Annotated in this window: 21 protein-coding genes and 1 riboswitch; of the genes, 13 read left to right on the forward strand and 8 right to left on the reverse strand. The window is 69.1% G+C overall.

Annotated elements, in window-relative coordinates:
* The first annotated feature begins 434 nt into the window (after positions 1-434).
* The 4 genes from kynU to ACGTNF_RS08720 all read left to right on the forward strand — a co-directional run bounded on the left by kynU (position 435) and on the right by ACGTNF_RS08720 (position 5548).
* Positions 435-1667: a kynureninase gene (kynU, locus tag ACGTNF_RS08705; RefSeq protein ID WP_394601352.1), complete on the forward strand. Its 1233-nt coding sequence runs from the start codon at positions 435-437 to the stop codon at positions 1665-1667.
* Complete coding sequence (locus ACGTNF_RS08710) at positions 1667-2470, forward strand: alpha/beta hydrolase (protein WP_394601353.1); 804 nt, start codon at positions 1667-1669, stop codon at positions 2468-2470. Before kynU ends, ACGTNF_RS08710 begins: the two co-directional genes overlap by 1 nt.
* A gap of 87 nt (positions 2471-2557) precedes the next feature.
* Positions 2558-3865, forward strand: a complete 1308-nt coding sequence (locus tag ACGTNF_RS08715; protein WP_394601354.1) for a DUF2252 domain-containing protein — start codon at positions 2558-2560, stop codon at positions 3863-3865.
* A 204-nt stretch (positions 3866-4069) separates the two neighbouring features.
* Positions 4070-5548, forward strand: coding sequence for a protein adenylyltransferase SelO (locus ACGTNF_RS08720; RefSeq protein WP_394601355.1), 1479 nt, complete (start codon positions 4070-4072; stop codon positions 5546-5548).
* Between the two features lie 152 nt (positions 5549-5700).
* Here the strand turns inward: ACGTNF_RS08720 and ACGTNF_RS08725 are convergent, their stop codons facing one another.
* The 5 genes from ACGTNF_RS08725 to katG form a co-directional block, all read right to left on the reverse strand.
* Positions 5701-5880, reverse strand: coding sequence for a GNAT family N-acetyltransferase (locus ACGTNF_RS08725; protein WP_394601356.1), 180 nt, complete (start codon positions 5878-5880; stop codon positions 5701-5703).
* A complete protein-coding gene (locus ACGTNF_RS08730; RefSeq protein ID WP_394601357.1) occupies positions 5847-6149 on the reverse strand; it encodes a GNAT family N-acetyltransferase in 303 nt (100 codons plus the stop codon). Before ACGTNF_RS08730 ends, ACGTNF_RS08725 begins: the two co-directional genes overlap by 34 nt.
* Positions 6150-6194: 45 nt before the next feature.
* Positions 6195-7244, reverse strand: a complete 1050-nt coding sequence (locus tag ACGTNF_RS08735; RefSeq protein WP_394601358.1) for a homocysteine S-methyltransferase family protein — start codon at positions 7242-7244, stop codon at positions 6195-6197.
* A 256-nt stretch (positions 7245-7500) separates the two neighbouring features.
* Complete coding sequence (locus ACGTNF_RS08740) at positions 7501-8424, reverse strand: AEC family transporter (RefSeq protein ID WP_394601359.1); 924 nt, start codon at positions 8422-8424, stop codon at positions 7501-7503.
* A gap of 228 nt (positions 8425-8652) precedes the next feature.
* Positions 8653-10830, reverse strand: coding sequence for a catalase/peroxidase HPI (gene katG, locus ACGTNF_RS08745; RefSeq protein WP_394601360.1), 2178 nt, complete (start codon positions 10828-10830; stop codon positions 8653-8655).
* A 433-nt stretch (positions 10831-11263) separates the two neighbouring features.
* Between katG and ACGTNF_RS08750 the strand changes: the two genes are divergently transcribed.
* From ACGTNF_RS08750 to ilvD, 3 genes are all read left to right on the forward strand, one after another.
* On the forward strand, positions 11264-12763 hold the full coding sequence (locus ACGTNF_RS08750) for a CoA-acylating methylmalonate-semialdehyde dehydrogenase (RefSeq protein WP_394601361.1): 1500 nt from the start codon (positions 11264-11266) through the stop codon (positions 12761-12763).
* Between the two features lie 281 nt (positions 12764-13044).
* A riboswitch (TPP riboswitch) is annotated at positions 13045-13157 on the forward strand.
* Entirely contained in the window at positions 13147-14532 is a 1386-nt protein-coding gene (locus ACGTNF_RS08755) for a sodium:solute symporter family transporter (protein ID WP_394601362.1), read from the forward strand. It overlaps the preceding riboswitch by 11 nt.
* A gap of 69 nt (positions 14533-14601) precedes the next feature.
* Positions 14602-16290, forward strand: a complete 1689-nt coding sequence (ilvD, locus tag ACGTNF_RS08760; RefSeq protein ID WP_394601363.1) for a dihydroxy-acid dehydratase — start codon at positions 14602-14604, stop codon at positions 16288-16290.
* Between the two features lie 99 nt (positions 16291-16389).
* Here the strand turns inward: ilvD and ACGTNF_RS08765 are convergent, their stop codons facing one another.
* Together ACGTNF_RS08765 and ACGTNF_RS08770 are read right to left on the reverse strand one after the other, a co-directional pair.
* Positions 16390-17061 carry a hypothetical protein gene (locus ACGTNF_RS08765; RefSeq protein ID WP_394601364.1) on the reverse strand — a complete coding sequence of 224 codons (672 nt, stop codon included), beginning with the start codon at positions 17059-17061 and terminating at the stop codon, positions 16390-16392.
* Between the two features lie 91 nt (positions 17062-17152).
* On the reverse strand, positions 17153-17428 hold the full coding sequence (locus ACGTNF_RS08770; protein WP_026068532.1) for an XRE family transcriptional regulator: 276 nt from the start codon (positions 17426-17428) through the stop codon (positions 17153-17155).
* Between the two features lie 248 nt (positions 17429-17676).
* On the opposite strand from ACGTNF_RS08770, the gene ACGTNF_RS08775 reads away from it, so the two are divergent.
* The 6 genes from ACGTNF_RS08775 to ACGTNF_RS08800 all read left to right on the forward strand — a co-directional run bounded on the left by ACGTNF_RS08775 (position 17677) and on the right by ACGTNF_RS08800 (position 25415).
* Positions 17677-19095 (forward strand): APC family permease, encoded by a 1419-nt coding sequence (locus ACGTNF_RS08775; RefSeq protein WP_394601365.1) that lies wholly within the window; start codon positions 17677-17679, stop codon positions 19093-19095.
* 177 nt (positions 19096-19272) lie between these two features.
* Entirely contained in the window at positions 19273-20241 is a 969-nt protein-coding gene (gene glaH, locus ACGTNF_RS08780; RefSeq protein WP_394601366.1) for a glutarate dioxygenase GlaH, read from the forward strand.
* A gap of 104 nt (positions 20242-20345) precedes the next feature.
* Positions 20346-21542, forward strand: coding sequence for an L-2-hydroxyglutarate dehydrogenase (gene lhgD, locus ACGTNF_RS08785; protein ID WP_394601367.1), 1197 nt, complete (start codon positions 20346-20348; stop codon positions 21540-21542).
* A 192-nt stretch (positions 21543-21734) separates the two neighbouring features.
* A complete protein-coding gene (locus ACGTNF_RS08790; RefSeq protein WP_394601368.1) occupies positions 21735-22697 on the forward strand; it encodes a TAXI family TRAP transporter solute-binding subunit in 963 nt (320 codons plus the stop codon).
* Positions 22698-22720: 23 nt separating this feature from the next.
* Complete coding sequence (locus tag ACGTNF_RS08795; RefSeq protein WP_394601369.1) at positions 22721-23344, forward strand: DUF1850 domain-containing protein; 624 nt, start codon at positions 22721-22723, stop codon at positions 23342-23344.
* A gap of 64 nt (positions 23345-23408) precedes the next feature.
* On the forward strand, positions 23409-25415 hold the full coding sequence (locus ACGTNF_RS08800; protein ID WP_394601370.1) for a TRAP transporter permease: 2007 nt from the start codon (positions 23409-23411) through the stop codon (positions 25413-25415).
* A gap of 89 nt (positions 25416-25504) precedes the next feature.
* Here ACGTNF_RS08800 and ACGTNF_RS08805 read toward each other — a convergent pair whose 3' ends face one another.
* Complete coding sequence (locus ACGTNF_RS08805) at positions 25505-26296, reverse strand: YbaY family lipoprotein (RefSeq protein ID WP_394601371.1); 792 nt, start codon at positions 26294-26296, stop codon at positions 25505-25507.
* Positions 26297-26549: the final 253 nt, after the last annotated feature.

Below are 26549 nucleotides of genomic sequence, written 5' to 3' on the forward strand. Positions count from 1 at the left end.
AGGCGGCGCCGCGTGGCGTTACCCGGGGAAGGGAGAGGCTGGGGGTGGGCGGCGCGGCATGCAGCGGCCCTGTTCACTGTAGTGGGGCGACATGGATTCCTTCTCTATCGATGACGTCGACGACGGACAGTCGAAAGCGGGGTGATCCAGTCTGCGGTGAAGCGAGACCAGTCGGTCACGAAGGGTGACCGCCTCGGGCGCGGTGTCGATGTTACCGGCCGAGGCGCCATTACCCTACTGACTCGACGACAAGATGTCCAATCGTCATCAAGATGGCGGGCAACGGACGCTAGTGTCTCGAAAATAGAGAAGAAACGTCTGGGATGAGGGGGAGCAGTGACGGCCTCGGAGAGGGCGCCGAGGGTCGGGCGGGTGTCGCCCGTCCTCGCCTAGAATGATCGCAGGCCTTTCCCTTGACCCTGCGGAGACCCGACATGAGCGTCAGCCTGGACCGCGTTCGCGAGCTCGACCGCCACGATCCCCTGGCGGGCTTCAAGCCCCTGTTTGCCCTGCCCGACGGGGTGATCTACCTCGACGGCAACTCCCTCGGTGCCCAGCCGACGGCCGCCCGGGAGGCCGTCGCCGCGACCCTGGATCAGTGGCGCGACGAGCTGATCGGCGGCTGGAACCGGGGCTGGTTCGACGCCCCGGAGCGCCTCGGCAACCGGCTGGCGCCGGTGATCGGCGCCCGCGACGGCGAGGTGGTGGTCACCGACAACATCACCCTCAACCTGTTCAAGCTGCTGGGCTATATCCTCGAGCGGCGCGGCGATGGCAACCGTGGCGCGGTGCTCAGCGAGGGCGGCAACTTCCCCACCGACGGCTACATCGCCCAGGGCTTCTGCCGGCTCGGCGGCGTCGAGCATCGCGTGCTGCCCGAGGGCGCCGAGCTCGCCGAGCACCTGGACGGCGTGGCCGTGGTGGTGCTCAGCCAGGTCAACTATCGCACCGGCCGGCTGCGCGACATGGCGGCCACCACGCGGCGGGTGCACGAGGCCGGCGGCGAGGTGATCTGGGACCTGGCCCACTCGGCCGGCGCGCTGCCGGTGGACCTCGCCGGCAGCGGCGCCCGCTACGCGGTGGGCTGCACCTACAAGTATCTCAACGGTGGCCCCGGCGCGCCGGGCTTCCTCTACGTGCATCGCGACCATCAGGACGGGGGCTGGCAGCCGCTCTCGGGCTGGCACGGTCATGCCGCGCCCTTCGCCTTCGACGCCGACTATGCCCCGGCCGGCGACATCACCCGCTTTCGTACCGGCACCCACTCCGCGCTGGCCTACAGCGCCCTGGAGGCCTCGCTTTCGATGTGGGGCGATGTCGACATGGCGGCGCTGCGGGAGAAGAGCCTGGCGCTGGGCACGCTGTTCCGCGACGGCCTGGCCGACCTGTTCGAGGCGCACGGCATCGAGGACATCACCCCGCCGGCCGCCGAGCGCGGCAGCCAGGTGTCGCTGGTGGATGCCGACAACGGCTACGCCATCGTCCAGGCGCTGATCGGTCGCGGGGTAATCGGCGACTACCGCGAGCCGGGGCTGATGCGCTTCGGCTTCGCGCCGCTCTACCTGAGCTTCGAGGATGTCTGGCAGGCGGCGCGGCACTTCCGCGAGGTGGTCGAGGGCGGCGAGTATCGCGAGCCTCGCTTCCACGTGCGCGGGGCGGTGACCTGATGGCCGGTCGCGACGTGCAGGCGGCGCGGGATCATGCCTATTCGCCGAGTCGCTTCGCCCGTGGCGTCGAGGCGACGCTGGCGCGCCAGGCGCACGCCGGCCGCGCGCTGGCGGCCCGCCATCGGCCGCTCGAACTGGTCGACGGTGACGATGCCGACGCCCGGCTGGACCTGTTCCTTCCCGAGGGCGTAAGCGGACGCATGTCTGAAAGCGAGGGTGGGGGTTCCTGGCCGCTGATGGCCTTCATCCACGGCGGCTACTGGCAGGAGCTCGATCACACCGCCAGCGACTTCCTCGCCGAGCGCTATCTGGCCCGGGGCATGGCCTTCGCCTCGCTGGGCTACGGGCTGGCGCCGGGGACCGCGATCGAGACCATGATCGCCCAGTGCGCCCGCGGGCTCGCCATGGCGCGGGAGGCGCTGGAAGCACGCGGCGGCGCGGGGCGGGTGATCCTCGGCGGCCACAGCGCCGGCGCCCAGCTGGCGTGTCGGGTAGCCGCCGAGGCGAAGGGAGAGGTCGATGAGCTGCTGCTGGTCAGCGGCGTCTATGATCTCACGCCGCTGGTGGATACCTACATCAACGCGCCGCTGGGCCTCGATCGGACGCGGGCCCGGGCGCTGAGCCCGCGCTTCGGCGATCTCGCCGGGCTGCCGCCGTGCCGGGTGGTGATCGCCGAGCGCGATCCGCCGGCGTTTCGCTCCCAGGGCCGCGACTTCGCGGTCGCGCTCGAGGCCGCCGGTGGCGTGGTCGAGCTGACCGATCTGGCCGGCTGCGATCACTTCGACGTGCTCGATCATTTGTAACCCTTGCCGTCGACGCCGGGGCTTGCTTGACTGAACGCTGCGCCCGCCGGCGTTCGTCGCACCGTCCATGTCGGAAAAGGAAGCTTCATGACGCCACCGCTGACCCGCCACAATCGCCCCCGCCAGGTGCTCGACGCCATCACCGCCGCCAATGCCTCGCTTGACGACGACGACCGCGAGGCCAAGTACGCCAAGCTGGCCGAGTCGCCGTATCGCTTCTTCCGCGGCACCAACCACCTGTACTGGAGCGACGTCTGGCACGACTGGCGCTTCGCCCTCTACGGCGGCCTGCCCGAGACCCAGACCTGGCTGCAGGGCGATGCTCACGTCTACAACTTCGGCGCCTACGGCCACCACGACGATGCCGTGCGCTACGGCATGGACGACTTCGACGACGCCATGGTCGGCGACTACCAGTACGACCTCTGGCGGCTGGCGATCAGCCTGGTGCTGGACGCGCGGGAGAACGCCGGGCTCTCGCGCAAGGGCATCGACAAGTCGCTCGAGACGCTCATCGAGGCCTACCTGGACGAGCTCGACGACCACGCCGAGGGCGAGGTGCCGGGGGCGGTGACCCTGGAGACCGCCAAGGGGCCGCTGGAGCCCTTCCTGGAGAAGGTGGCGCGCAAGGAGAGCCGGGCCAAGATGCTCGACAAGTGGACCGTGCTCGGCGACGACGGCCGGCGCTTCGCCGTCGACGAGCGCCCGGAGAAGCTGGCCCGGCTGCCGGCCCACCTGGCCAGCCAGCTGCGCAAGGCCGTGGAGGAGGAATACCGCGAGACGCTGCGCGGCGCCCGCGCCGAGGCCGAGGAGGATCACTTCCGGGTCAAGGACATGGCGCGGCGCCTGGACGCCGGCACCGGCTCGCTGGGGCTCGAGCGCTACTACGTGCTGATCGAGGGCGGGCGCGACCACGTTCACGACGACGTGATCCTCGACGTGAAGCAGCAGACCGCGCCCGAGGGCTGGCGGATGATGAACGCCGCCGAGAAGCGCGACTGGCGCCGGGCCTTCGCCCACGAGGGCGCCCGCCACGCCGCCGCCTTCACCGCCATCGCCGAGCACCCGGACCTCTACCTGGGCTGGCTGCATCTGGGCGACACGGTGTTCTCGGTGCGCGAGCGCTCGCCGTTCAAGGAGGACTTCCCGACCCACAAGATCGACGGCGACAAGCCCTATCGCAAGCTGGCCAAGCAGTGGGGCCGGATCCTGGCCCGCGAGCACCTGCGCGGCGCCCAGGCGCTGAATCCCGACGCTCCCGGCGTCTTCGCCCGGGCGGTGACCGACCGGGTCGAGGGCGGCCAGGAGCACTTCGTGGACATGATCTCGACGCTGGCCTTCGGCTACGCCGACTGCGTGGCCCGGGATCACGCCACCTTCGTCGATTCTCTGTAAACGGGAACCGATGTGTTCGCCGTCGACGGGGCTGCGAGGGGCGCTATGAACCCCTCCCTGGGCGCTACCGACGCCTTCCCTGGCGTAGGCCCCCCCGTCCCCGGCGTGTTCCACGTTCAGCGCCGTTCTGAATCGCGCCGATACGCCTTGGGTGCAGGCCCCCGGTCGCTGTAGGCTGGGGGCAATTCGCATTCAGGAGGCGCCATGTTTCCCCCCTTCACGCTGCGCTATGCGCGCTTCCCCGACCGGCTGCGGGCGCCCGCCCAGCCGGCGCCCGTCGAGCGCCCCGAGCTGGTGGCCTTCAATCGGCCACTGGCCGAGTCGCTGGGCTTCGATCTGGACGCCTTCGACCCCGAACGGGCCGCCGAGCTGTTGTCCGGCAACGCCCTGCCCGAGGGCGCCGAGCCCGTGGCGTTGGCCTACGCCGGCCACCAGTTCGGCAATTTCGTGCCCCAGCTCGGCGACGGCCGGGCGGTGCTGCTGGGCGAGGTGACCGACCGCGCCGGCCGGGTGCGCGACCTCCAGCTCAAGGGCAGCGGGCGCACGCCGTTCTCCCGCGGCGGCGACGGCCGGGCGCCGCTGGGCCCGGTGCTGCGCGAGTACCTGGTCAGCGAGGCCATGCATGCCCTGGGCGTGCCGACCACCCGGGCGCTGGCCGCGGTGACCACCGGCGAAACGGTCTATCGTCGCGTGCCGGAGCCCGGCGCGGTGCTGACCCGCGTCGCCGTCAGCCACCTGCGGGTGGGCACCTTCCAGTACTTCGCCGCCCGCGATGACCAGGAGGCCGTGCGGCTGCTGGCCGACGAGGCGATCGAGCGCCACTATCCTCATCTCGCCGACCGGGACGAGGGCGAGCGCTATCTGGGCCTGCTCGAGGCGACGGTGGAGCGCCAGGCCGAGCTGGTCGCCCGCTGGATGGGAGTCGGCTTCATCCATGGGGTGATGAACACCGACAACGCGGCGATCTCCGGGGAGACCATCGACTATGGCCCCTGCGCCTTCATGGACGCCTACGACCCGCGCACCGTGTTCAGCTCCATCGACGAGCGCGGCCGCTACGCCTTCGTCAATCAGCCACCGATCGCCCAGTGGAACCTGGCGCGCTTCGCCGAGACGCTGCTGGCGCTGATCGACGAGGATCGCGAGCGGGCCATCGAGCGCGCCACCGAGGTGCTGAAGGCCTTCGAGGATCATTTCGAGGCCAGCCGGATGCGGGTGATGCGGGCCAAGCTGGGCCTCGTGACGGAGGAGGAGGGCGACGCCGCCCTGGTCGAGGACTGGCTCGCGGCGATGCAGGCCGCTCGCGCCGACTTCACCCTGAGCTTCCGCCGCCTGGCCGATGCCCTGGAAGGCCCCGAGGGCGAGGCGCGCCTGGCGGCCGAGCTGTTCGGCGACCGTGAGGCGCCGGAGGCGTGGCTGTCACGCTGGCGCGAGAGGCTGTCCCGGGAGGACGCCGATGCCGCCGAGCTGGCGCGGCGCCTGCGCGGCGTGAATCCGGCGGTGATCCCGCGCAACCATCGCGTGGCGGAGGCCATCGCGGCGGCCGAGAACGACGACTTCGGCCCCTTCGAGGCGCTGCTGGCGGCGATCACCCGGCCCTTCGAGGCGCCGACCGGCGAGGTCGACTACACCCGCCCGCCGCAGAACGACGAGAGGGTGCTGCGGACCTTCTGCGGCACCTGACGCGAGCGCATCGTCACCGCGACAGGGGCCGTCGGCATGTCACGCCTCGCCCGGCGCGTCTGTCACCAGAAGGCCGGGTCGTTGAACGCCTCGACACAGCGGGCCCTGCCCCTCAGCGGCGTCATCTCGGCCTCGGTGAGGGGTTGTGCGAGCTAGCCCTCGGGGTATTGCAGCGCGAACGGCGCCGGGATGATGGTCGTGGTGACCGGCGCAAAGCCGACTCGCGAGTAGTAGTTCGGGTCACCATAGGTCACGGCGATGTCGATGCCCGCCTCACGCAGCGCCTGCAGGGCATGGGTCAGCAGCTGCCGTCCGACCCCTGGCCTTGCCACTCGGTCGCCACCGCTACCGGGCCGAGCACCAGCACGCTTCGCTCATCCTGGTCGTAGGTCAGCCTCGAGAAGATCGCCGCGCCGATGACCGCACCATCGGACGCGGCGGTGAAGACATGCCGATCCGGCGCGGGTGTGCGAGACAGCAGGTTACCCACCAGGTCGCCGATCAGCGTGCCTTCCGACGCTCCCTCGGCGGCGGTGAAGGTCGCCGTGAACAGTTCGACGAGTGCCTGATCGCGCCCCTGGGCGCCTTGCGAGAATTCCATGCGGGTTCCTTGGCTGCCGTACGCTGGTTCAGGGTAACGGTCCCTTCAGGCCTTATCCCCCAGGGCGGCGATGTGGTCCGGCAGGCGATCATGGGAGCCGTACATGAAGTGGTTCTCCATGCGCTCCGCAAACTGGGCGGCTTCCGGTTCGCGTCCCACCGCCATGGCGACCTCACGCACGTGCATCGGCGATGCGCCGCAGCAGACGCCGAGGTAGTTGACCCCCTGGGCATGAACGTCGCGAGCAAAGGCGCCGAGTTCGTAGCGGTTGCAGAACATCGGGTCCAGGGCGGTCGGGAACGGTCGTCCATGGGGCGCCGGGCAGCCGCATCCCTGCGGGTCGGAGAGGTTGAAGAAGGTCGGCTCCTGCTCGGTGGTGCGATAGGTGACCGGCAGCGCCGCCACATGGCAGGCCACGGCATCGCGAATCCGCTGGATCCAGGGCCGCATGGTATCCGGCCCTCTGAAACAGTTCAGGCCGACCACGCTGGCGCCCTTCTGCTCCAGGGCGAGGCAGGTTTCCACGATGCCGGGGCCATCGATCATGCGATCCTCGGCCATCGGCGCCAGGGTGACGACGGCGGGCAGCCCCTTGGCCTTGATCGCCTCCAGGGCCGCCTCGGCTTCTCCGGCATAGTAGAAGGTTTCCGCGATGATGAAGTCGGCGCCTTCCTCGTCGGCCCACTGCACCATCTCGTCGAACATGTCGCGCACGCTCTGCTGGGAGGCCGGATCCTCGGGGTCCCAGACGTTGCTGTTGGAAATGTTGCCGGCCATCAGGTTACCGGCCTTTTCATCGGCCACCTTGCGAGCAATCTTCAACGCGGCCCGATTCAGCGGTTCCAGCAAATCTTCCTTGCCGATGACCTTCATTTTTTCGCGGTGGCCGTTGTAGGTGAAGGCCTGAACAACGTCCGACCCCGCATGCTGGAAGTCCCGGTGCAGCGCTTCCAGCGCGTCCGGGCGCAGCAACGCCACTTCGGGTACGAACTCGCCGGCGGAGAGATAACCGCGCCGTTCAAGCTCGAACAGGAAGCCCTCGGCACAGATGAGGGGGCCCCGGTCGAGTCGTTGGGTGATCAGGTCGTGTGCCATGGATGCATGCCTCCGCGGTGGCAGGTGTCTTGAGTCAGGCCGCATTCTGGCAGTCGTACAGGCCCCGTCACCAATGAAGGTTTTCCGGCTTCAAGATGATTGAAATTCATCCAACCTGATACTTGCAGCAATTGAATGAATGTTCGCCGGGCGTCTTTGACGCTCGAGGCATCGACGTGCCTCTATCACCGGCAGCGCCGGCCTCCCGCCCCCGGGTGATATCGCCAACACGGATCACATCGCCTCGAGCCTGCCGCTAGATCCAATAGAGGCACAGCGACAGCGTTAACACCGAGCCCAGCGTCGAGAGCAGCACGGTGCGCGAGACGACCGCCGCCTCGCGGCCGTAGAACTCCGCCAGCATGTAGGGCCCGGTGCCGGTGGGCAGCGCGCTCATCAGCAGCGCCGACTTGGCCCACAGCGGCGGCAGCGCAAAGACGTGGAACGCCAGCACCCAGGTGAGCAGCGGATGCACCAGCAGCTTGAGGCCGACCAGCCCCCAGGCGCCCTCGGCGGAGCCGCTCTGCTTCTGGGCCAGGAACAGGCCCAGCGAGACCAGCGCGCAGGGCGTGGTGGCATCGCCCAGCAGGCGCAGGAAGTCGTCGAAGGGGCCGGCCAGCGACGGGCCGCCGAGCGCCCACAGCGCGCCCAGCAGCGGCGACACCACCAGCGGGTTCCTGGACAGGGCCTTGAACACCTTGCCGAGTGCTCGGGCGAAGGAGGGCTCGTCCTGCAGGCCGACCTCGATGCAGACGACGGCGATGGCGAACAGCACGCAGACCACGATCAGGGTGGCGACCAGCGCCGGTGCCAGGCCCGCCTCGCCCAGTACCAGCAGGCTCAGCGGGATGCCCACGTAGCCGGTGTTGGCGTAGGCGGCGCCGAGGCCGTCGATGCTGGCGTCGACCAGCCGACGCCGGCCGCGCAGGCGATAGCCCACGGTGACCGCGAACAGCAGCAGCGTCGGCAGGGTCACGGCGGCGATGAAGCCCGGATGCCAGATCTCTTCCCAGCGGGCGCTGGCCGTGGTGCGGAACAGCAGCGCCGGCAGGCACAGCCAGACCACGAAGCGGTTGAGTTCGGCGGCGGCGGTCTCGCCCAGCCGGCCGGTGCGGCGGCACAGGTAGCCCGCCAGGATCAGGCCGAAGATGGGCAAAACGACACCGAGAACGGACGACATGACGGGGCGGCTCCTGGGCGATGACACGATGAAGGGGTCAGCCTAGGCGGATCTGGTACTACCGTCTAATGTCCTTTGGTCCGGTGGTCGAGGGGTCGCCCGCCCGAGGCGGCCCAGGCGCCCGCGGGCGAAGGGTGAGGGGAAAGGGGCGGACCAACGAAGCGCGCCGGCCACGAGGGCCGGCGCGATGTCTTCATGGGCCGCCGCGGGCGCGGCGGCGAGAGGCGATCAGGCCAGATCGAAGCGATCGGCGTTCATCACCTTGGTCCAGGCGGCCACGAAGTCCTCGACGAACTTGGCCTGGCTGTCGTCCTGGGCGTAGACCTCGGCGTAGGCGCGCAGGATGGAGTTGGAGCCGAACACCAGGTCGGTGCGGGTGGCGGTCCACTTCACCTGGTCGGTCTTGCGGTCGCGGATCTCGTAGAGCCCCTGGCCCGCGGGTTTCCAGCTGTAGGCCATGTCGGTCAGGTTGACGAAGAAGTCGTTGGTCAGCTGGCCCACGCGGTCGGTCAACACGCCGTGTTGGGTGCCGCCGTGGTTGGTGCCGAGGACCCGCATGCCGCCGACCAGCACGGTCATTTCCGGCGCGGTGAGGCCCAGCAGCTGGGCGCGGTCGAGCAGCATCTCCTCGGAGGCGACGACATAGTCCTGCTTCTGCCAGTTGCGGAAACCGTCGGCGAGCGGCTCGAGCGCCTCGAAGCTGTCGGCGTCGGTCATCTCGTCGCTGGCATCGCCGCGTCCCGGCGAGAAGGGCACGGAGATCTCGGTGCCGGCGGCCTTGGCGGCCTGTTCCACGCCGACGTTACCGGCCAGCACGATGGTGTCGGCGATCGAGGCACCGGCCTCTTCGGCCAGCGGCTCGAGCACGGACAGCACCTTGGCCAGGCGCTCGGGCTCGTTGCCGGCCCAGTCCTTCTGCGGCGCCAGGCGGATGCGGGCGCCGTTGGCGCCGCCGCGCTTGTCGGAACCGCGGAAGGTGCGGGCGCTGTCCCAGGCGGTGGCGATCAGATCGGCCATCGGCAGGCCTGCGGCCGCGATCTTGGCCTTCAGGTGGCCGATGTCGTACTGGGTCTCGCCGGCCGGCACGGGGTCCTGCCAGATCAGGTCTTCCTGCGGCACGTCCGGGCCGAGATAGCAGGCCTTGGGGCCCATGTCGCGGTGGGTCAGCTTGAACCAGGCGCGGGCGAAGGTCTCGGAGAAGTACTCCGGGTCGGCCATGAACTTCTGACAGATCGCGTTGTAGGCCGGATCCATCTTCATCGCCATGTCGGCGTCGGTCATGATCGGCAGGCACTTGATCGACGGGTCTTCCACGTCGGCGGGCATGTGCTCCTCGCGGATGTCGATGGGCATCCACTGCCAGGCGCCGGCCGGCGACTTCTTGAGCTCCCACTCGTAGCCGAAGAGCATCTCGAACCAGCCCATGTCCCACTGGGTCGGGTGGCTGGTCCAGGCGCCCTCGATGCCGGACACCACGGTGTCACGACCGATGCCGCGGCCCTTGGTGTTCATCCAGCCGATGCCCTGGTATTCGACGTCCGCCGCTTCCGGATCCTCGGAGAGATCGTCCGCGTTGCCGTTGCCGTGGCACTTGCCGATGGTGTGGCCGCCGGCGGTCAGCGCCGCGGTCTCCTCGTCGTTCATCGCCATGCGAGCGAAGGTCTCGCGCACCTGGGCGGCGGTCTTCAGCGGGTCGGGCTGACCGTTGACGCCTTCCGGGTTCACGTAGATCAGGCCCATCTGCACGGCGGCCAGCGGGTTTTCCATGGTCTCTGGCTGGTCGACGTCGCCGTAGCGCTCGTCGGAGGGGGCGAGCCATTCCTTCTCGGCGCCCCAGTAGGTGTCCTTCTCGGGGTGCCAGATGTCCTCGCGACCGAAGGCGAAGCCGAAGGTCTTCAGGCCGGCCTGTTCGTAGGCGATGGTGCCCGACAGGATGATGAGGTCGGCCCAGGAGATCTTGTTGCCGTACTTCTTCTTGATCGGCCACAGCAGGCGGCGGCCCTTGTCGGTGTTGACGTTGTCCGGCCAGGAGTTCAGCGGCGCGAAGCGCTGGTTGCCGGTGCCGCCGCCGCCGCGGCCATCGGCCAGGCGGTAGGAGCCGGCGGCGTGCCAGGCGACGCGGGCGAACATGCCGACATAGGACCCCCAGTCGCTCGGCCACCAGTCCTGGCTGTCGTTCATCAGCTGGCGCAGGTCGTTCTTCAGCGCCTCGACGTCCAGCTTCTTGAGTTCTTCACGGTAGTCGAAGTCGGCACCCAGCGGGTTCGTCTTGGTATCGTGCTGATGCAGGATGTCGAGATTCAGGGCATTCGGCCACCAATCCATGACCGAGTCGCCGGTCTCGGTCATCCCGCCATGCATGACCGGGCACTTGCCTGCTCCGCCTTGCTGCGTAGCGTCACCCATCTTGCTCTCCTTCGATCGCGTGTTGTGCTGCTCCTGACGAGCAGGGGTCGCATCGCTGGTCCGTCATCGATCATCGACAGCGCCGTTTTCGAGCGGGTTCCAGCCTTTCTCAACCAGTTTAGTGACGGCACAAGAGACCGCCATTTTTCTTTCCCGAAGACATTGATAGCAAACCTTTATCGTCCTTCGACGATGACAGGGCGGAGGCGTTCCGCGAGGCGGCGACTCGTCCATTGGTCGCCCCCCGGTTGCCTGGCGATTTGCGGCCTACCTACACTCGATGGCTTGGAAATCGTGAGCCTGCATGAGCGTTTCGCCGTTCTCGATCCGCCCCCGTCGAGGCCTCGACGGGGCCGGACCCCGGATAACAATCACGAACCGCGGGCCCGGGGAGGGCAGGAAGCCTCTCCCGGGGTCGCCAAGGAGCCGCTAGATGCCCGTCAGAGAGATCCCGCTGTATATCGATGGCCAGGCCGTCACCTCGCAGAGCCAGGAATGGCGCGACGTGCTCAATCCGGCCACCCAGGAGGTGGTCGCCCGGGTGCCGTTCTGCACCCTCGAGGAGGTCGATCGTGCCGTGGCCAGCGCCAGGGCCGCCTTCTGCGAATGGCGCCGCACCCCGCTGGCCAAGCGTCAGCGCATCATGCTGCGGCTGCAGGCGCTGATCCGCGAGCACACCGAGGAGCTGGCCGCGCTGATCACCGAGGAGCACGGCAAGACCCTGCCCGACGCCGCCGGCGAGGTAGGGCGCGGGCTCGAGGTGGTGGAACACGCCTGCTCGATCACCTCGCTGCAGCTCGGCGAGCTGGCCGAGAACGCCGCCACCGAGGTCGACGTCTACACCCTCAACCAGCCGCTGGGCGTCGGCGCCGGGATCACCGCCTTCAACTTCCCGATCATGCTGCCGTGCTTCATGTTCCCGCTGGCCATCGCCACCGGCAACACCTTCGTGCTCAAGCCCTCCGAGCAGGATCCGAGCTCGACCATGCGGCTGGTCGAGCTGGCCCACGAGGCCGGCGTGCCGGACGGCGTGCTCAACGTGGTGCACGGCGGCCCGGACGTGGCCAACCGCCTCTGCGATCACCCGGACATCAAGGCGATGTCGTTCATCGGCTCGACCCACGTCGGCACCCAGCTCTATCGCCGCGCCTCCGAGGCCGGCAAGCGCGCCCAGGCGATGATGGGGGCCAAGAACCACTGCGTGGTGATGCCCGACGCCAACCGCAGCCAGGCCATCAACAACCTGCTGGGCTCGGCCTTCGGCGCCGCCGGCCAGCGCTGCATGGCCAACTCGGTGGTGGTACTGGTGGGCGAGGCCCGCGAGTGGCTGGACGAGCTGGCCGAGGCCGCCCGCCACATGAAGGTCGGCCCCGGCACCCAGCGCGACGCCGACCTCGGCCCGCTGGTCTCGCCGGCCGCCCAGGCGCGGGTGGAGGACCTGATCGCCACCGGCGAGGAGGAAGGCGCCCGGTTGCTGATCGACGGCCGCGGCTGCGAGGTCGAGGGCTATCCGGACGGCAACTTCGTCGGTCCGACCCTGTTCAGCGACGTGACCGCGGAGATGACCATTTACCGCGAGGAGATCTTCGGTCCGGTGCTGTGCGTGGTGAGCGTGGAGACCCTCGACGAGGCGATCGCCTTCATCAACGCCAACCCCAACGGCAACGGCACCTCGATCTTCACCAACTCCGGCTGGGTGGCGCGGCGCTTCGAGACCGAGATCGACGTCGGCCAGGTGGGCATCAACGTGCCGATCCCGGTGCCGGTGGCCTACTTCAGCTTCACCGGTTCGCGGGGCTCCAAGCTCGGCGACCTGGGCCCCAACGGCAAGCAGGCCATCGCCTTCTGGACCCAGACCAAGACCGTCACCGCCCGCTGGTTCGAGCCCGAGAACGTCTCCGGCGGTATCAACAGCACCATCTCGCTGAGCTGATCCCCTCCCGCTCGGCGGTGAGCGACGGCCCCGTCTCGAGAGAGGCGGGGCCGTCCTGTTGGCTGCCGGGAAGGGCGCTGAATCAGCCCAGCGCCATCTCCAGCAGCTCACCCAGCGGCGCCAGCTGACTCTCGTGTAGCAGCAGCTGGCTCTCGCCGGAAGCGTCGCCGGCGGGGCCCGGGCTGGTTGTTCGAATGGCGGGAAGGATGTGTCATGCTGGCGCGGCTATCCTGATATCGGCCATGTAGGCCCTGCCTTGAGGATCGCCACCACCATCCATTCACTGTCGCCAGGGGAGTCTCGCCGGCATCGGCGGGGCTGAGAGAGCGTGCGTCGCTGACCCTGGAACCTGATCCGGTTCATGCCGGCGGAGGAAGTGCGACATGCCTTATCTGACGTCAGCCGTGCTTGGCGCGGCGCTTTTGTGTTTCACCGTTCTGGGCCTGCGTGCCCGTCGGGCGGACGGTCCGCTCGACGACTACGTCACCGCCCGCAACTCCCAGTCGGCCCCGACCCTGGGGCTCTCCTTCCTGGCCTCCGGCATGGGCGCCTGGATCCTCTTCGCGCCGCCCGAGATCGGCGCCTTCGTCGGCCCGCTGGGCCTGGCCGGCTATGCCATCGGCTCGGCGCTGCCGTTCATCGTGCTCGGCGCCTTCGGCCCGGCCATCCGCCGTCGGCTGCCCGAGGGGCGTAGCATCGGCGAGTACGCCGAGGCCTGCTTCGGCGCCGGCATCCGCCGCTGGGTGGCGCTGGTCTCGGTGCTGTACATGGGCTGCTTCCTGGCCGCCGAGCTGACCGCCATCGGCGCCATCACCGGGCTGCTGTCGGACGTCCCGGTGTCGCTGGTAGTGGTCGGCGTGGCGGCGGCGACCCTGCTCTACACCGCGCTGGGCGGGCTGCGCGCGAGCCTGGCCACCGATCGCTGGCAGGCCTGGCTGCTGCTGGCCCTGCTGGTGCTGGTGGGCGGCGTGGCGCTGGCCCGGCTGCCGGAACTGCCGGCCGGGGCCGCGCTGCCGTCGATTCCCGCCGCCGACGCCCTGTCCGTGGCGTTGACGCTGGTGATCGCGGTGACCGCGGCCAACCTCTTTCATCAGGGCTACTGGCAGCGGGTGTGGGCGGCCCGGGACGACCGGGCGCTGGGACGCGGCGCCTGGCTGGGCGGGGCCGTCACGGTGCTGGTGGTGGCGGTGGTCGGCGGCCTCGGCATGCTGGCCGCCATGGCGGGGGTGTCGCTGGGCGAGCCGCCGATCCCGTTCTTCGCGCTGCTCGCCGAGGCGCCGGGCTGGCTGGCGCTGCCGGCGCTGGTGCTGGCGGTGACGCTGGTGGCCTCCAGCGTCGATACCCTGCAGAACGGCATCGCCTCGCTGGTGGTGGCCGGCAGCGGCCACCGTGGCCTGTCGCTCAAGGCGGCGCGGCTTGTCACCGTGGCGCTGATGGTGCCGGTGGTGGCGATCGCCCTGCAGGGGCTCTCGGTGCTGCGGCTGTTCTTGATCGCCGATCTCTTGTGCGCGGCTATCGTGGTGCCGGTGCTGCTGGGGCTGTGGGCGCGGATGAGCGCCGCGGCGGCGCTGGCCGGCGGCCTCGCCGGGCTGGCCGGGGCGGTGCTGCCGGGCTGGGTCGCCTCGGGCAGTGCCCTCGACGGCCTGCTGGCGGCGAGCTTCCCCGGCGGGGTCCCGACCCTGCCGCCCTTTCTCGGCGCGCTCCTGGCCTCCAGTGCGGTGGCGCTGCTGGTGGCCTGGCGGCGTCCGGCGGCGCGGTGCACGGCCTGAACGGTTGCCAGGCCGGCGGATGACCGCCACCCTCTGAGGGTCATCCCGACCTGACGAAGGAGCCGTGCCATGAGTGATACACCACAGGATCCACGCCGCCGCCATTCCGCCCCGGTGGTGGACGGCGTCGGCAAGTCGGCCAGCCGCGCCATGCTGCGCGCGGTAGGCTTCAATGACGACGACTTCACCCGGCCCCAGGTGGGCATCGCCTCCACCTGGAGCCGCGTCACGCCCTGCAACAGCCATATCGGCGAGCTGGCCGAGCAGGCCAGCGCCGGCGCCGATGCGGCCGGTGGCAAGGGCGTGATCTTCAACACCATCACCATCTCCGACGGCATCGCCAACGGCACCGAGGGCATGAAGTACTCGCTGGTGTCGCGGGAGGTGATCGCCGATTCCATCGAGACGGTGGCCGGCTGCGAGGGCTTCGATGGCCTGGTGGCCATCGGCGGCTGCGACAAGAACATGCCCGGCTGCCTGATCGGCCTGGCGCGGCTCGACCGGCCCAGTGTCTTCGTCTACGGCGGCACCATCCTGCCCGGCGAGGGGCATACCGACATCGTCTCGGTGTTCGAGGCCATGGGCGCCCACAGCCGCGGCGATCTCGACCTCATCGACGTCAAGCGGATCGAGGAGACGGCGATTCCCGGGCCCGGCGCCTGCGGCGGCATGTATACCGCCAACACCATGGCCTCGGCCATCGAGGCGCTGGGCATGAGCCTGCCCGGCAGCTCGGCGCAGAACGCCGTGTCGCGCAACAAGCGCGACGACAGCCGGGCGGCGGGGGAGGCGGTGCTGACGCTGCTCGAGCGCGACATCACGCCCTCGGACATCATGACCCGCGAGGCCTTCGAGAACGCCATCACCGTGGTGATCGCCCTGGGCGGCTCGACCAATGCGGTGCTGCACCTGATCGCCATGGCCGACGCCATCGGCGTATCGATCACCCTCGACGACTTCACGGCGATCGGCAAGCGGGTGCCGGTGCTCGCCGACCTGCGCCCCAGCGGCCAGTACATGATGAGCGAGCTGGTCGAGATCGGCGGCATCCAGCCGCTGATGAAGATCCTGCTCGACGCCGGGCTCTTGCATGGCGACTGCCTGACCGTGACCGGCGCCACGCTGGCCGAGAACCTGGCCAAGGTGGGGCCCTATCCCGAGGACCAGGCGATCATCGCGCCCCTCGAGGCGCCGCTGAAGGCACAGAGCCACCTGCGCGTGCTGCACGGCAACCTGGCCCCGGAGGGGGCGGTGGCCAAGATCACCGGCAAGGAGGGGACCCGCTTCTCGGGCACGGCCCGGGTGTTCGGCTCCGAGGAGGAGGCCCAGGCGCGCATCAACGACGGCAGCGTGGTGGCCGGCGACGTGGTGGTGATCCGCTACGAGGGGCCCCGCGGCGGGCCCGGCATGCGCGAGATGCTCACCCCGACCTCGGCGATCATGGGGCGCGGGCTCGGCAGCGAGGTGGCCCTGATCACCGACGGCCGCTTCTCCGGCGGCAGCCACGGCTTCGTGGTCGGTCACGTGACGCCGGAGGCCTTCGATGGCGGCCCCCTGGCGCTGGTCGAGGACGGCGACACCATTACCCTCGACGCCGAGGCCGACACCATCAATGTCGCGCTCACCGTCGAGGAGCTCGAACGGCGCCGCGCGGCCTGGCAGCGGCCGGCGCCGCGCTACACCCGCGGGGTGCTGGCCAAGTACGCGCGCACGGTCAGCTCCGCCTCGACCGGGGCGGTGACTGACCGGTCCGACTAGCGTCGCCACGGGTAACAGATGCCAGACACGACGACGCCGCCCCGAGGGGCGGCGTCGTTCGTGGCGGGCCGGTAAGGCAAAGCCCGGTGGCGGCCGCGCTCACTGCGAGAGGGCGTCGCCCATCATGTCGTCGAAGGTCATGGCGTTCTCGGGCAGATCGAAGGCCGAGGCGGCCGGCGTCTCGTCGGACAGCGAGGCGATCCGGAAGCGGTCGCCGAAGCGCAGCATGCCGAGTCCTTCTTCCTCCAGCGCCGTGGCGATGGGATCGGGTTCGCCGGTCATGGTCCGCTGGTAGGCGTGGAAGGCGCTCATCAGCTCGCGGACCTGATCGTCGTCGCTCAGCACCAGGGTATCGTCATGGGCGTTGCCCGCCTTGTCGGTCCAGGTCAGCTGGTAGACCTCGCCCTCGAGGCCGGCGATGGTTTCCTGCTCGCCGGTGGCCTCGAGCGACTCGATCGAGTCGGCCTGCTGGCTGGTCAGCCCGGCCATGGCCTGGTCGTTGCCCATGCTCTCGGCCATCTCTTTGAGGCGGGCCATGTCCATGACCAGGGTCTGGCCCTGCATCTGGGTCACCATGTAGCCGTTGCCGTTCTTGAGCAGCATGAAGCCCGCCTGGGCCTGCTGGGGGAAGTCCATGCGCAGGTCATCGCCCGCCCAGCTGACTTCCATGGTGGCGTTGCCCTGGTCGGAGCGGCTCTCGAGGGTGGCCTGGCCATCGGCCAGGGCGGGCAGCGAGGCGGCCAGCAGCAGGCCGGTCAAGAGGTGGCGCATCGGGAATCTCCCTGATCTCGAATCCATGAGGCAGAGGGGCCGGCAGGACCGGCCCGAACCCTGGTCGCGGGGCGAATGGATCGCCGGGCGGCTAGGGTGGCGTGAGTTCGTGGTCGATGGTGTTGCGCAGTGCCTGTAGCTCATCGAGGGTGAGCTGCTCCAGGCGGCCGGCGAGGAGGTCGCTGATCTTCTGCATGGGCAGGCCCGCGCGGCGGGCGATCTCGCGGTTGCCGAGATCCGATACGGCGATCAGCCGGGTGATGATGCGCATGAGGCGCGTACGTTGTTCCAGGTCCCTGACGTCGAGGTCAGGGCATCGTCGCGGAGGGTCGAGGAGTTCCGCGTTGGAAAAGCTTGCCGTGCTCATGATGCTCCACAGGACAGAATCGACCGCTACAGCATGAAGCCTTTTGACGCGTTTCGCTAGTGCCCGAAAGGGGGAGAGTGGCCGGCAGAGGGGGCGGCGTCGCGCACGAGATTTCTCGATGGCGAAAACCGCGACGGTAAGGCCTTCTTTGCCCTGGGAAAGGGTTTGAATTCGTCGCAATTGTTGTTTATTTTCAACAGCGTTTGATAAATACAACGTTTCATGTCGCGACTCAAGGACACTGTAAAATGAACAGCGATACAACGCACCTCTCGCGTGTGCTGGCGCGCAAGGACGTGCTGGCCCTGGCCTTCGGCGCGATGATCGGCTGGGGCTGGATCGTGATGACCGGCAACTGGATTCAGTCGGCGGGCAGCCTGGGTGCCATCACGGCGTTCCTGATCGGTGGCGCGGTGATCGTGCTGGTGGGGCTGACCTATGCCGAGCTTGCCTCGGCCATGCCCCAGGTCGGCGGCGAGCACGTCTACAGCTATCGTGCCATGGGCCATTTCCCTTCCTTCCTGTGCACCTGGGCCATCACCCTGGGCTATGTCAGCGTGGTGTCCTTCGAGGCGGTGGCGCTGCCCACCGTGGTCGAGCATCTGTTTCCCGACTATGCGGTGGGGCAGATGTGGACCATCGCCGGCTGGGACGTGAAGGCGACCTGGGTGGCCGTCGGCGTGGTCGGCGCGCTGGCGATGACCTGGATCAACTACCTCGGCGTGCGCACCGCCGCGCTGGTACAGAAGGTGGTGACCCTGCTGATCCTGGCGGTCGGCGTGATGTTCATCACCGGGTCGCTGTTCGAGGGCAGCACCACCACCATGGAACCGCTGTTCAACGTCGAGGGCGGCGTGATCGGCGGCATCATGACGGTGATCATCATGGTGCCGTTCATGTTCGTCGGCTTCGACGTCATTCCCCAGGCCGCCGAGGAGATCGACCTGCCGTTCAAGGAGATCGGCCGGGTGCTGATGATCTCGGTGGTGCTGGCGGTGTTCTGGTACGGGCTCATGATCCTCGGCACCGCGCTGATGCTGGATCCGGCGGCGCTGTCCGAGAGCTCGCTGGCGGTGCCGGCGGCCATGCAGGCGGTCTTCCAGACGCCCTGGGCGGAGAACCTGATGATCCTGGCCGGCATCGCCGGCATCATCACCAGCTGGAACGCCTTCTTCATCGGCGGTTCCCGCGCGATCTATGCCCTGGCGCACTCCGGCATGCTGCCGGCCTTCCTGGCCCGGCTGCACCCGGAGCATCGCACGCCCACCAACGCCGTGCTGGTGATGGGGGCGCTGTCCGCCGCCGCTCCGCTGCTGGGGCGCCCGGCCCTGGTGTGGCTGGTGGTCGCCGGCGGGCTGGGCATCGTCATCGCCTACCTCTTCGTGTCGCTGTCCTTCGTGCTGCTGCGTCGCCGCGAGCCGGAACTGGTGCGGCCCTTCAAGGTGCGCCGTGGCAAGACCGTGGGGGCGCTGTCGGTGATCCTCTCCCTGGCGCTGATCGGCCTCTACCTGCCCGGCAGCCCGTCGGCCCTGTCGCCCTTCGAGTGGGCGCTGTTCGCCGGCTGGATGCTGGTCGGCCTGGCGCTCTACGGCTGGTCGCGGGCGCGTTACGGCGTCGACTACAGCGATCGGATGATGCAGCGCGAGCTGGCCCAGGCCTCGTCCTGACGGGCCTGACATCGCCGCCTGCTGAGCGAGACCCCGGCCCTGTGGCCGGGGTCTTTTCGTTGCTGGTGCTGCCGCTCTTCTCCGATGCTGCTACGGGGTGAAGACGGCATTTTGTTGATGTTTTATAAAAATGTAGATATTTTTGACTCATCGATCCTCGCCCCCCTGGAGACCCCGATGACCGCGCTGACCCGGATTCCCGCACTCGCCATGCCGCTGCCCGCCGATCCGCAGGGCTTCACCCTGACGCCGTCGGCGCAGTCGCCGCGCCTGCTGCAGATGACCTTCTCCCGCGAGGTCGTCGAGGCCTTCGTCGAGGCCGTGGCCGAGTGGCCGGTGCAGGCGCTGGAGTACAAGTCGATGCTGCGCTTCCGGGTGGCGAAGATCCTCGATGACCTGTGCGGCAACACCCTGCAGCCGGTGCTGATCAATACCCTGGTGGATCGCGCCACCGGCGGGCTGCAGGTGGTGCCCGAGGGCCTGGACGACGTCGCTCAGGCCGAGGAGATGGTCAAGTTCGCCACCGCCGTGGCGCACCTGATGGGGCGTTCCAACTTCGATGCCATGAGCGGCCAGTTCTATGCGCGCTTCGTGGTCAGGAACGTCGACGAGTCCGACAGCTACCTGCGCCAGCCGCATCGGGTGATGGAGCTGCACAACGACGGCACCTTCGTCGAGCAGGACACCGACTACGTGCTGATGATGAAGATCGACGAGCAGCACATGCAGGGCGGCGATTCGCTGCTGCTGCACCTGGACGACTGGGAGGGGCTGGAGCGCTTCTATCGCCATCCGCTGGCGCACCGCGAGATGCGCTGGGCGGCGCCGCCGAGCAAGAAGGTCGCCGCGGATGTCTTCCATCCGGTGTTCGACGTGGATCGCGAGGGGCGGCCGGTCATGTCCTACATCGACCAGTTCGTGCAGCCGAAGGACTTCGAGGAGGGCAACTGGCTGTGCGATCTCTCCGCGTCGCTGGAGGGCAGCGCGGGGATCCTCTCGGTGCCCAATCCGGTGGGCAGCTTCCTTTTGATCAACAACCACTTCTGGCTGCACGGCCGGGATCGTTTCACGTCGCACCCTGAGCTTCGCCGCGAGCTGATGCGCCAGCGCGGTTACTTCACTCACGCCGCCACGCTGCGCCGCTAGCGTCAGCGTTGAAGACGCCGCGGGCCACGGGCCGCTCCCGGGGCCTATCGAGGGCTCCGGAAAACGCGCCTAATGGACGCCCCTACAGCAGGAACGAGGACGGCATGTACGATTTCATCATCATCGGCGGCGGCATTCTCGGCATGTCCACCGCCATGCAGCTCCAGCAGGCCTATCCGGACCGCCGGATGCTGGTGCTGGAGAAGGAGAGTGAGCCGGCCTGCCACCAGACCGGCCACAACAGCGGCGTGATCCATGCCGGGGTCTACTACACCCCGGGCAGCCTCAAGGCGCGCTTCTGCCTGGAGGGCAACCGCGCCACCAAGGCCTTCTGCGACGCCCACGAGATTCCCTACGACAGCTGCGGCAAGCTGCTGGTGGCCACCAACGACCTGGAGATGCAGCGCATGCAGGCGCTGTGGGAGCGCACCGAGGCCAATGGCCTGGAGCGCGAGTGGCTGGGCCCGGAGGCACTGGCCGAGCGCGAACCCAACATCACCGGCGTCGGCGGCATCTTCGTGCCCTCCAGCGGCATCGTCGACTATCGCGCCGTGACCCGCGCCATGGCTGCCGAGTTCGAGCGCCTGGGCGGCGAGATCCGCTACGGCGCCGAGGTCGAAGGGCTAGAGGAGCGGCGCCAGGAGGTGGTAGTGACGACCGCCGCCGGCGAGTTCCGCGGGCGCTATCTCGTGACCTGCTCGGGGCTGATGGCCGACCGGGTGGTGCGCATGCTGGGCCGCGATCCGGGCTTCACCATCTGCCCCTTCCGCGGCGAGTACTACCGGCTGCCCGAGCGGCACAACGCCATCGTCAATCACCTGATCTACCCGATCCCGGACCCGTCGATGCCGTTTCTCGGCGTGCACCTGACGCGCATGATCGACGGCTCGGTCACCGTGGGGCCCAACGCCGTGCTGGCGTTCAAGCGCGAGGGCTACCGCCGGCGCGACGTCTCGCCGGTCGACCTGGCGCGCATGTTCACCGATCCCGGCATCCTGCGGGTGCTGGGCAGGAACCTGCGCCCGGGGCTCGTGGAGATGAAGAACTCGCTGCACAAGCGCGGCTATCTCGAGCTGGTGCGCAAGTACTGCCCGAGCCTGACCCTCGAGGACCTGGAGCCCTATCCGGCCGGGGTGCGCGCCCAGGCGGTGTCGCGGGATGGCCGGCTTATCGACGACTTCCTGTTCGTCAACACGCCGCGCACGGTGAACGTGGGCAACGCGCCGTCGCCGGCGGCCACCTCGGCGCTGCCGATCGGTGCGCATATCGTCGCCAAGGTGAAGGAGCTGGTCGGCGAGTGAAGACGGCGTTGAAGAGCGGGCCCCGGCCCGCGCGCAGGAAGCGCTAAAGTCGTCGCCGTATCGACGTTGGTGGTGTGGCCCCGACGCGCGGGGCCTGCTAGCGTTTTTCCAGGCGCGCCGGCCAGTTATCGACCGAGCCGGCATCGCTCGAACAAGCACAACAATTCCCTCGCATCGTCTGCAGGAGGCTTCATGCGCGCACTCAAGACGGCCCTCGCCGCCACTCTGCTGGTGGCGGCCCCCGCGGCCCTGGCCCAGCAGCAGCTGTCCATCGCCACCGGCGGCACCGGCGGCACCTACTATCCCTACGGCGGCGGCCTCGCCGAGCTGATCAACGAGCACGTCGAGGGCTATGACGCCGTGGCCGAGGTCACCGGCGCCTCGGTGGAGAACATGGGGCTGGTCTGGCGCGGCGACTCCGACCTGGCGCTGGCGCTGGCCGACACCGTCTACCAGGCCTACAACGGCACCGGCGACTTCGAGGGCCGCCAGCTCGAGAACATCCGCGCCCTGGCATCGATCTACCCCAACGCCGTGCAGATCGTGACCATGGCCGATTCCGGCATCGAGTCGCTCTCCGATCTCGAGGGCAAGATCGTCTCGGTGGGCGCCCCGGGCAGCGGCACCGAGATCAACGCCAGCACCCTGCTGGAGGCCAACGGCATCACCTATGACGACATCGACGCCCGCCGCCTCAACTTCAACGAGACCGCCGACGCCATCCGCGACGGCGACATCGACGCCGGCTTCTGGAGCGTGGGGCCGCCCACCAGCTCGATCATGAACCTGGCCACTACCCGCGACATCCGCCTGGTCGGCCTCTCCGACGAGGAGATCGCCAACGCCCAGGCCGAGGAACCGGTGTTCGCCGCCTATGAACTCAAGACCGGCCTCTATGAGGGCATGGAGGAGGCGGTGCAGACCATCGGCATCCCCAACGTGCTGGCGGTGAGCAGCGAGATGGATGAGGAGCTGGCCTACCGGATCACCCAGACGCTGTTCGAGCACACCGACCAGCTGATCGCCATCCATCCGGCGGCCAACGACACCACCGTCGAGTTCAGCGTCGAGTCCACGCCGATCGCCTTCCATCCCGGCGCGCTGCGCTACTACGAGGAAGTCGGCGCCGAGATCGCCGACCGTCAGCGTCCCTGAGGGGCGCCGCGATGAGGTGTTCGATGACCCCGGGGCGAGCCGTCAGGCTCGCCCCGTCGTCGTGGCGGTCCCTGGCAAAGGCCCTGCCGCTGGCGCTGCTGCTCGGCGGGCTGGCGCCGCCGGCGCTGGCCGGCTGCCCCGGCCATGCGCTGACGGTCCGCGACGCCGAGCACCGGCCGCTGGTTCGCCTGCCGATGCCGGAAGGCGAGGGCTGGTGCCTGGCCTGGAACCATTCGGTGGAGGGCTTCACCGTCCTCGACTGCTATCGCAACGTTGCCGGGCACATGGTGCTCACGCGCAGCCACCTGCCGGACTTCGCCGCCGGCCTCGACCACATTCCCGGCCGCGGCCGCCAGGTCTCCGACGGCCACGGCGGCTACTGGATCGAGGCCATCGACGAGCCGGTGCCCGGCGATGCCTATCGGCTCCGGGTCGGGTCGCCGCGTGTCGATCATCGCCTGGTCAGCCGTCCCGAGGGCACGAGTCTGGCGACCCTGCTGGCGAACGCCCGGGACTGCGCCGCCGGCGAGGGATATCCCGAGGCGGCCGAGTCGCCGATGGTCGTGAGCCTGAGTGGGCTCGCCGCCAACGAGCGGGTGACGCTGGCCCTGGAGGCCGCGACGCCCGACGACGGGGGCGCCCGATGAGGAACGACCCGCAGCGTCGAGCAACGGCTTGCTTCCATCCCACTGCAACAAGAGAGACACGCCCATGAGCGAAGCGGGTGCATCCCCCATTGTCCCCGGCAGCCAGGCGCCACACTCGCGCCCGGTGCTGTGGCTGATCAGCCTGGTGGCCGTGGCGCTGTCGCTGTTCCAGCTCTACTCCGCCGGCATCGAGCCGCTGGGGCTGTTCTACCAGCGCAGCATCCACCTGGCGCTGATCATGATGCTGGCGTTCCTGATGTTTCCGGTGTTCGGCGCCCGGCACGGGCGGGGCCCCCTGGGCGGGGCGATCGACCTGGCGTTCTTCGCCGGGGCGGTGATCACCGGCGGCTACATGGCGCTGTATCTCGACGAGATCATCAATCGCGCCGGCTTCTGGAGCCAGACCGACATCACGGTCGGCATCATCGCCACCGTCACCGTGCTGGAAGCCAGCCGACGGGCGGTGGGGCTCGGCATGACGGTGATCGGCGTGCTGGCGATCCTCTACGCCTTCTCCGGCCCCCGCGGCGAGCTGCCCTGGCTGGGCGAATGGCTGCCCGGCATCCTCGAGCACCGCGGCTACGGGCTGGATCGCCTGGTCGGCCAGCTCTACCTGGGGCAGGAGGGCATCTTCGGGCTGCCCATGGGCGTGGCCGCCACCTATATCTTCATCTTCGTGCTGTTCGGCGCCTTCCTCGAGATCACCGGCGCCGGCAAGTTCTTCATCGACCTGGCCTACGCCGCCACCGGCCGCCAGCGCGGCGGGCCGGCCAAGGCGGCGGTGATCGCCTCGGCCGGCATGGGCTCGATCTCCGGCAGCGCCATCGCCAACGTGGTGACCACCGGCGCCTTCACCATCCCGCTGATGAAGCGCCTGGGGTACAAGCCCCACCAGGCCGGCGGCATCGAGGCGGCGGCCTCCACCGGCGGCCAGATCATGCCGCCGCTGATGGGCGCCGGCGCCTTCCTGATCGCCGAGTACACCCGGATGCCCTACCTGGACGTGGTCAAGGTCAGCATCCTGCCGGCGATCATGTACTTCGGCACCGTCTACCTGTTCGTGCACATCATCGCCCTCAAGCAGGGCATGCAGGGCATGGCCAGAAGCGAGCTGCCGCAGCTGCGCGACGTGATGGGCGCCGGCTGGCACTTCCTGCTGCCGCTGGCGGTGCTGGTGTGGCTGCTGGTGATGAACATGTCGCCGATGCGGGTGGGCTACTACGCCATCCTTACCATGCTGGCGGTGGCGGCACTGCGCTTCGCGGTGTGGTTCTGCTTCGTCGCGCCCAGGCGCGGCGAGCCGGTCACCGGGGCGGCGCTGGTCCAGGCGCTGAAGCTCGGCGGGCTCAAGGTGATCGAGGGCCTGGAGCTCGGCGCGCGCAACGCCGTGGCGGTGTCCATGGCCTGCGCCGTGGCCGGCATCATCGTCGGGGTGGTGGGCCTCACCGGGCTGGGGCTCAAGTTCTCGGCCATGATGATGGCGTTCTCCGACGGCAACCTGCTGCTGGCGCTGGTGATGGTGCTGCTGGCCAGCCTGGTGCTGGGCATGGGGCTGCCGGTGACCGCCAGCTACATCGTGCTGATCGTGCTGGTGGGGCCGGCGCTGACCTCGGAGTTCGGCGTGCCGCTGCTGATCGCCCATCTGGTGGTGTTCTGGTACTCCCAGGATTCCAACGTCACCCCGCCCATCGCGCTGGCGGGCTTCGCCGGGGCGGCGATCGCCGGGGCCAAGCCGATGGATACCGGTTTCCAGGCCTGGAAGTTCGCCAAGGGGCTCTACCTGATCCCGCTGTTCATGGTCTTCAATCCGGAGATCATCATGGGCGGCCCGCTGCCGCTGCTGGCCTGGACCACGCTGACGGCCTTCCTGGCCCTGGCCGCCTTCGCCGCGGCGCTGGAGGGCTACCTGTTCACGCGCATGTCGACGCCGGTGCGGCTGGTGCTGCTGCCGGCCATCGTCGGGGTCTTCTACCCGAGCCTGATCGCCGAGGCCGCCGGCGCGGCGGTGATGGTGCTGGCGCTGGTCGGGAACTGGGTCGCTAGCAGGCGGGAGGCCGCCGTGGCCGGTTGAGGGCTTCCCCTGCGGCCGGAGACACGGCCAGACGACAGACGGCCCCGCCCGGGCGATCCGGGCGGGGCCGTGTCATGGAGCGCGATGGCTTATTGAGCCGACTGGGAGTCGTCCTCCATCATTTCCTCCACCTCTTCGTGGGCCTCCTCGGCGGCCTCTTCGCTCGCGGCGGCGGCGTCCTCGGCGGTCTCCTCGGTCGCCTCGGCGGCATCGCCGGCGGCGTCCCGGGTGGCGTCGACCGCATCGCCGGCGGCGTCCTGAGTCGCGTCGGCGGCATCGCCGGCAGCCTCGACGGCATCACCGGTGGTGTCGGCCACGGCATCGCCGGCCTGGTCCGCGGCGTTCTCGGTGTCCTCCAGCGCCTGGCCGGCGATGGAGCCCTGGCTGGCCACCGGCTCCAGGCTCACGGTGATCGGCGCCTGCTCGGCGTCCGGGCCGACCTCGACCTGATGGCGCTGCGGGCTGGTCCACAGCAGGTTGCCGTCGTCGTCGCGAATCTCGGCGCGCACGGCGTGGGCATGGCCCGGGTCGACCTGGGCGGTCGGGTAGTCGAGGCTGAACTCGACCGGGTCGTTGCCGGTCACGTCGACCGTGGTCTCGCTGATGGTGGTGGCCGGCGCGTCGGCCCGGGCCACGTCGAGCAAGCTGACCTTCACTTGCGCGTCGTCCGGCAGCGGCGTATCGGTGGCGACGAACTCCATCACGCCCTCGAGGGTCCTGCTGGCCTGCTGCTGGTCGGTCTGGACCTGTTCGCCAGCGGTCGTCTGTTCGGTCTGGGTGGCGGTATTGGCCGCGTTCTGTTCGCTGTCGTCGGCCTGGTCACAGCCGGCCAGCGCCAGGGTGCCGGTCAGGGCTGCCGCAATGAAAAGTTGACGCTTCATGTTCGGTCTCCTTCAACACGTGTGCCGTGAGGGGGTGTGTGGTCGCGTCCCTGTCGACCGCTTCGATCATCACCCTAACAAGTCAATCTGCAGGAAGGTTGAAACCCGCTGTCGCCTGGTGGCGACGGGCGTGCCGCAAGGGAACGATGCGCATCGGGACCTCCTGCCGCGATCGCCCCCTTTCCCGGCGCTGTGGGAGAGGTCGGCGAGGCGCGGCTCTGTTAGAATAGTGGGCTTCCAATTTTCATCATCC

The sequence above is a fragment of the Halomonas sp. B23F22_10 genome (assembly GCF_043496975.1).
Lineage (GTDB): Bacteria > Pseudomonadota > Gammaproteobacteria > Pseudomonadales > Halomonadaceae > Halomonas > Halomonas smyrnensis.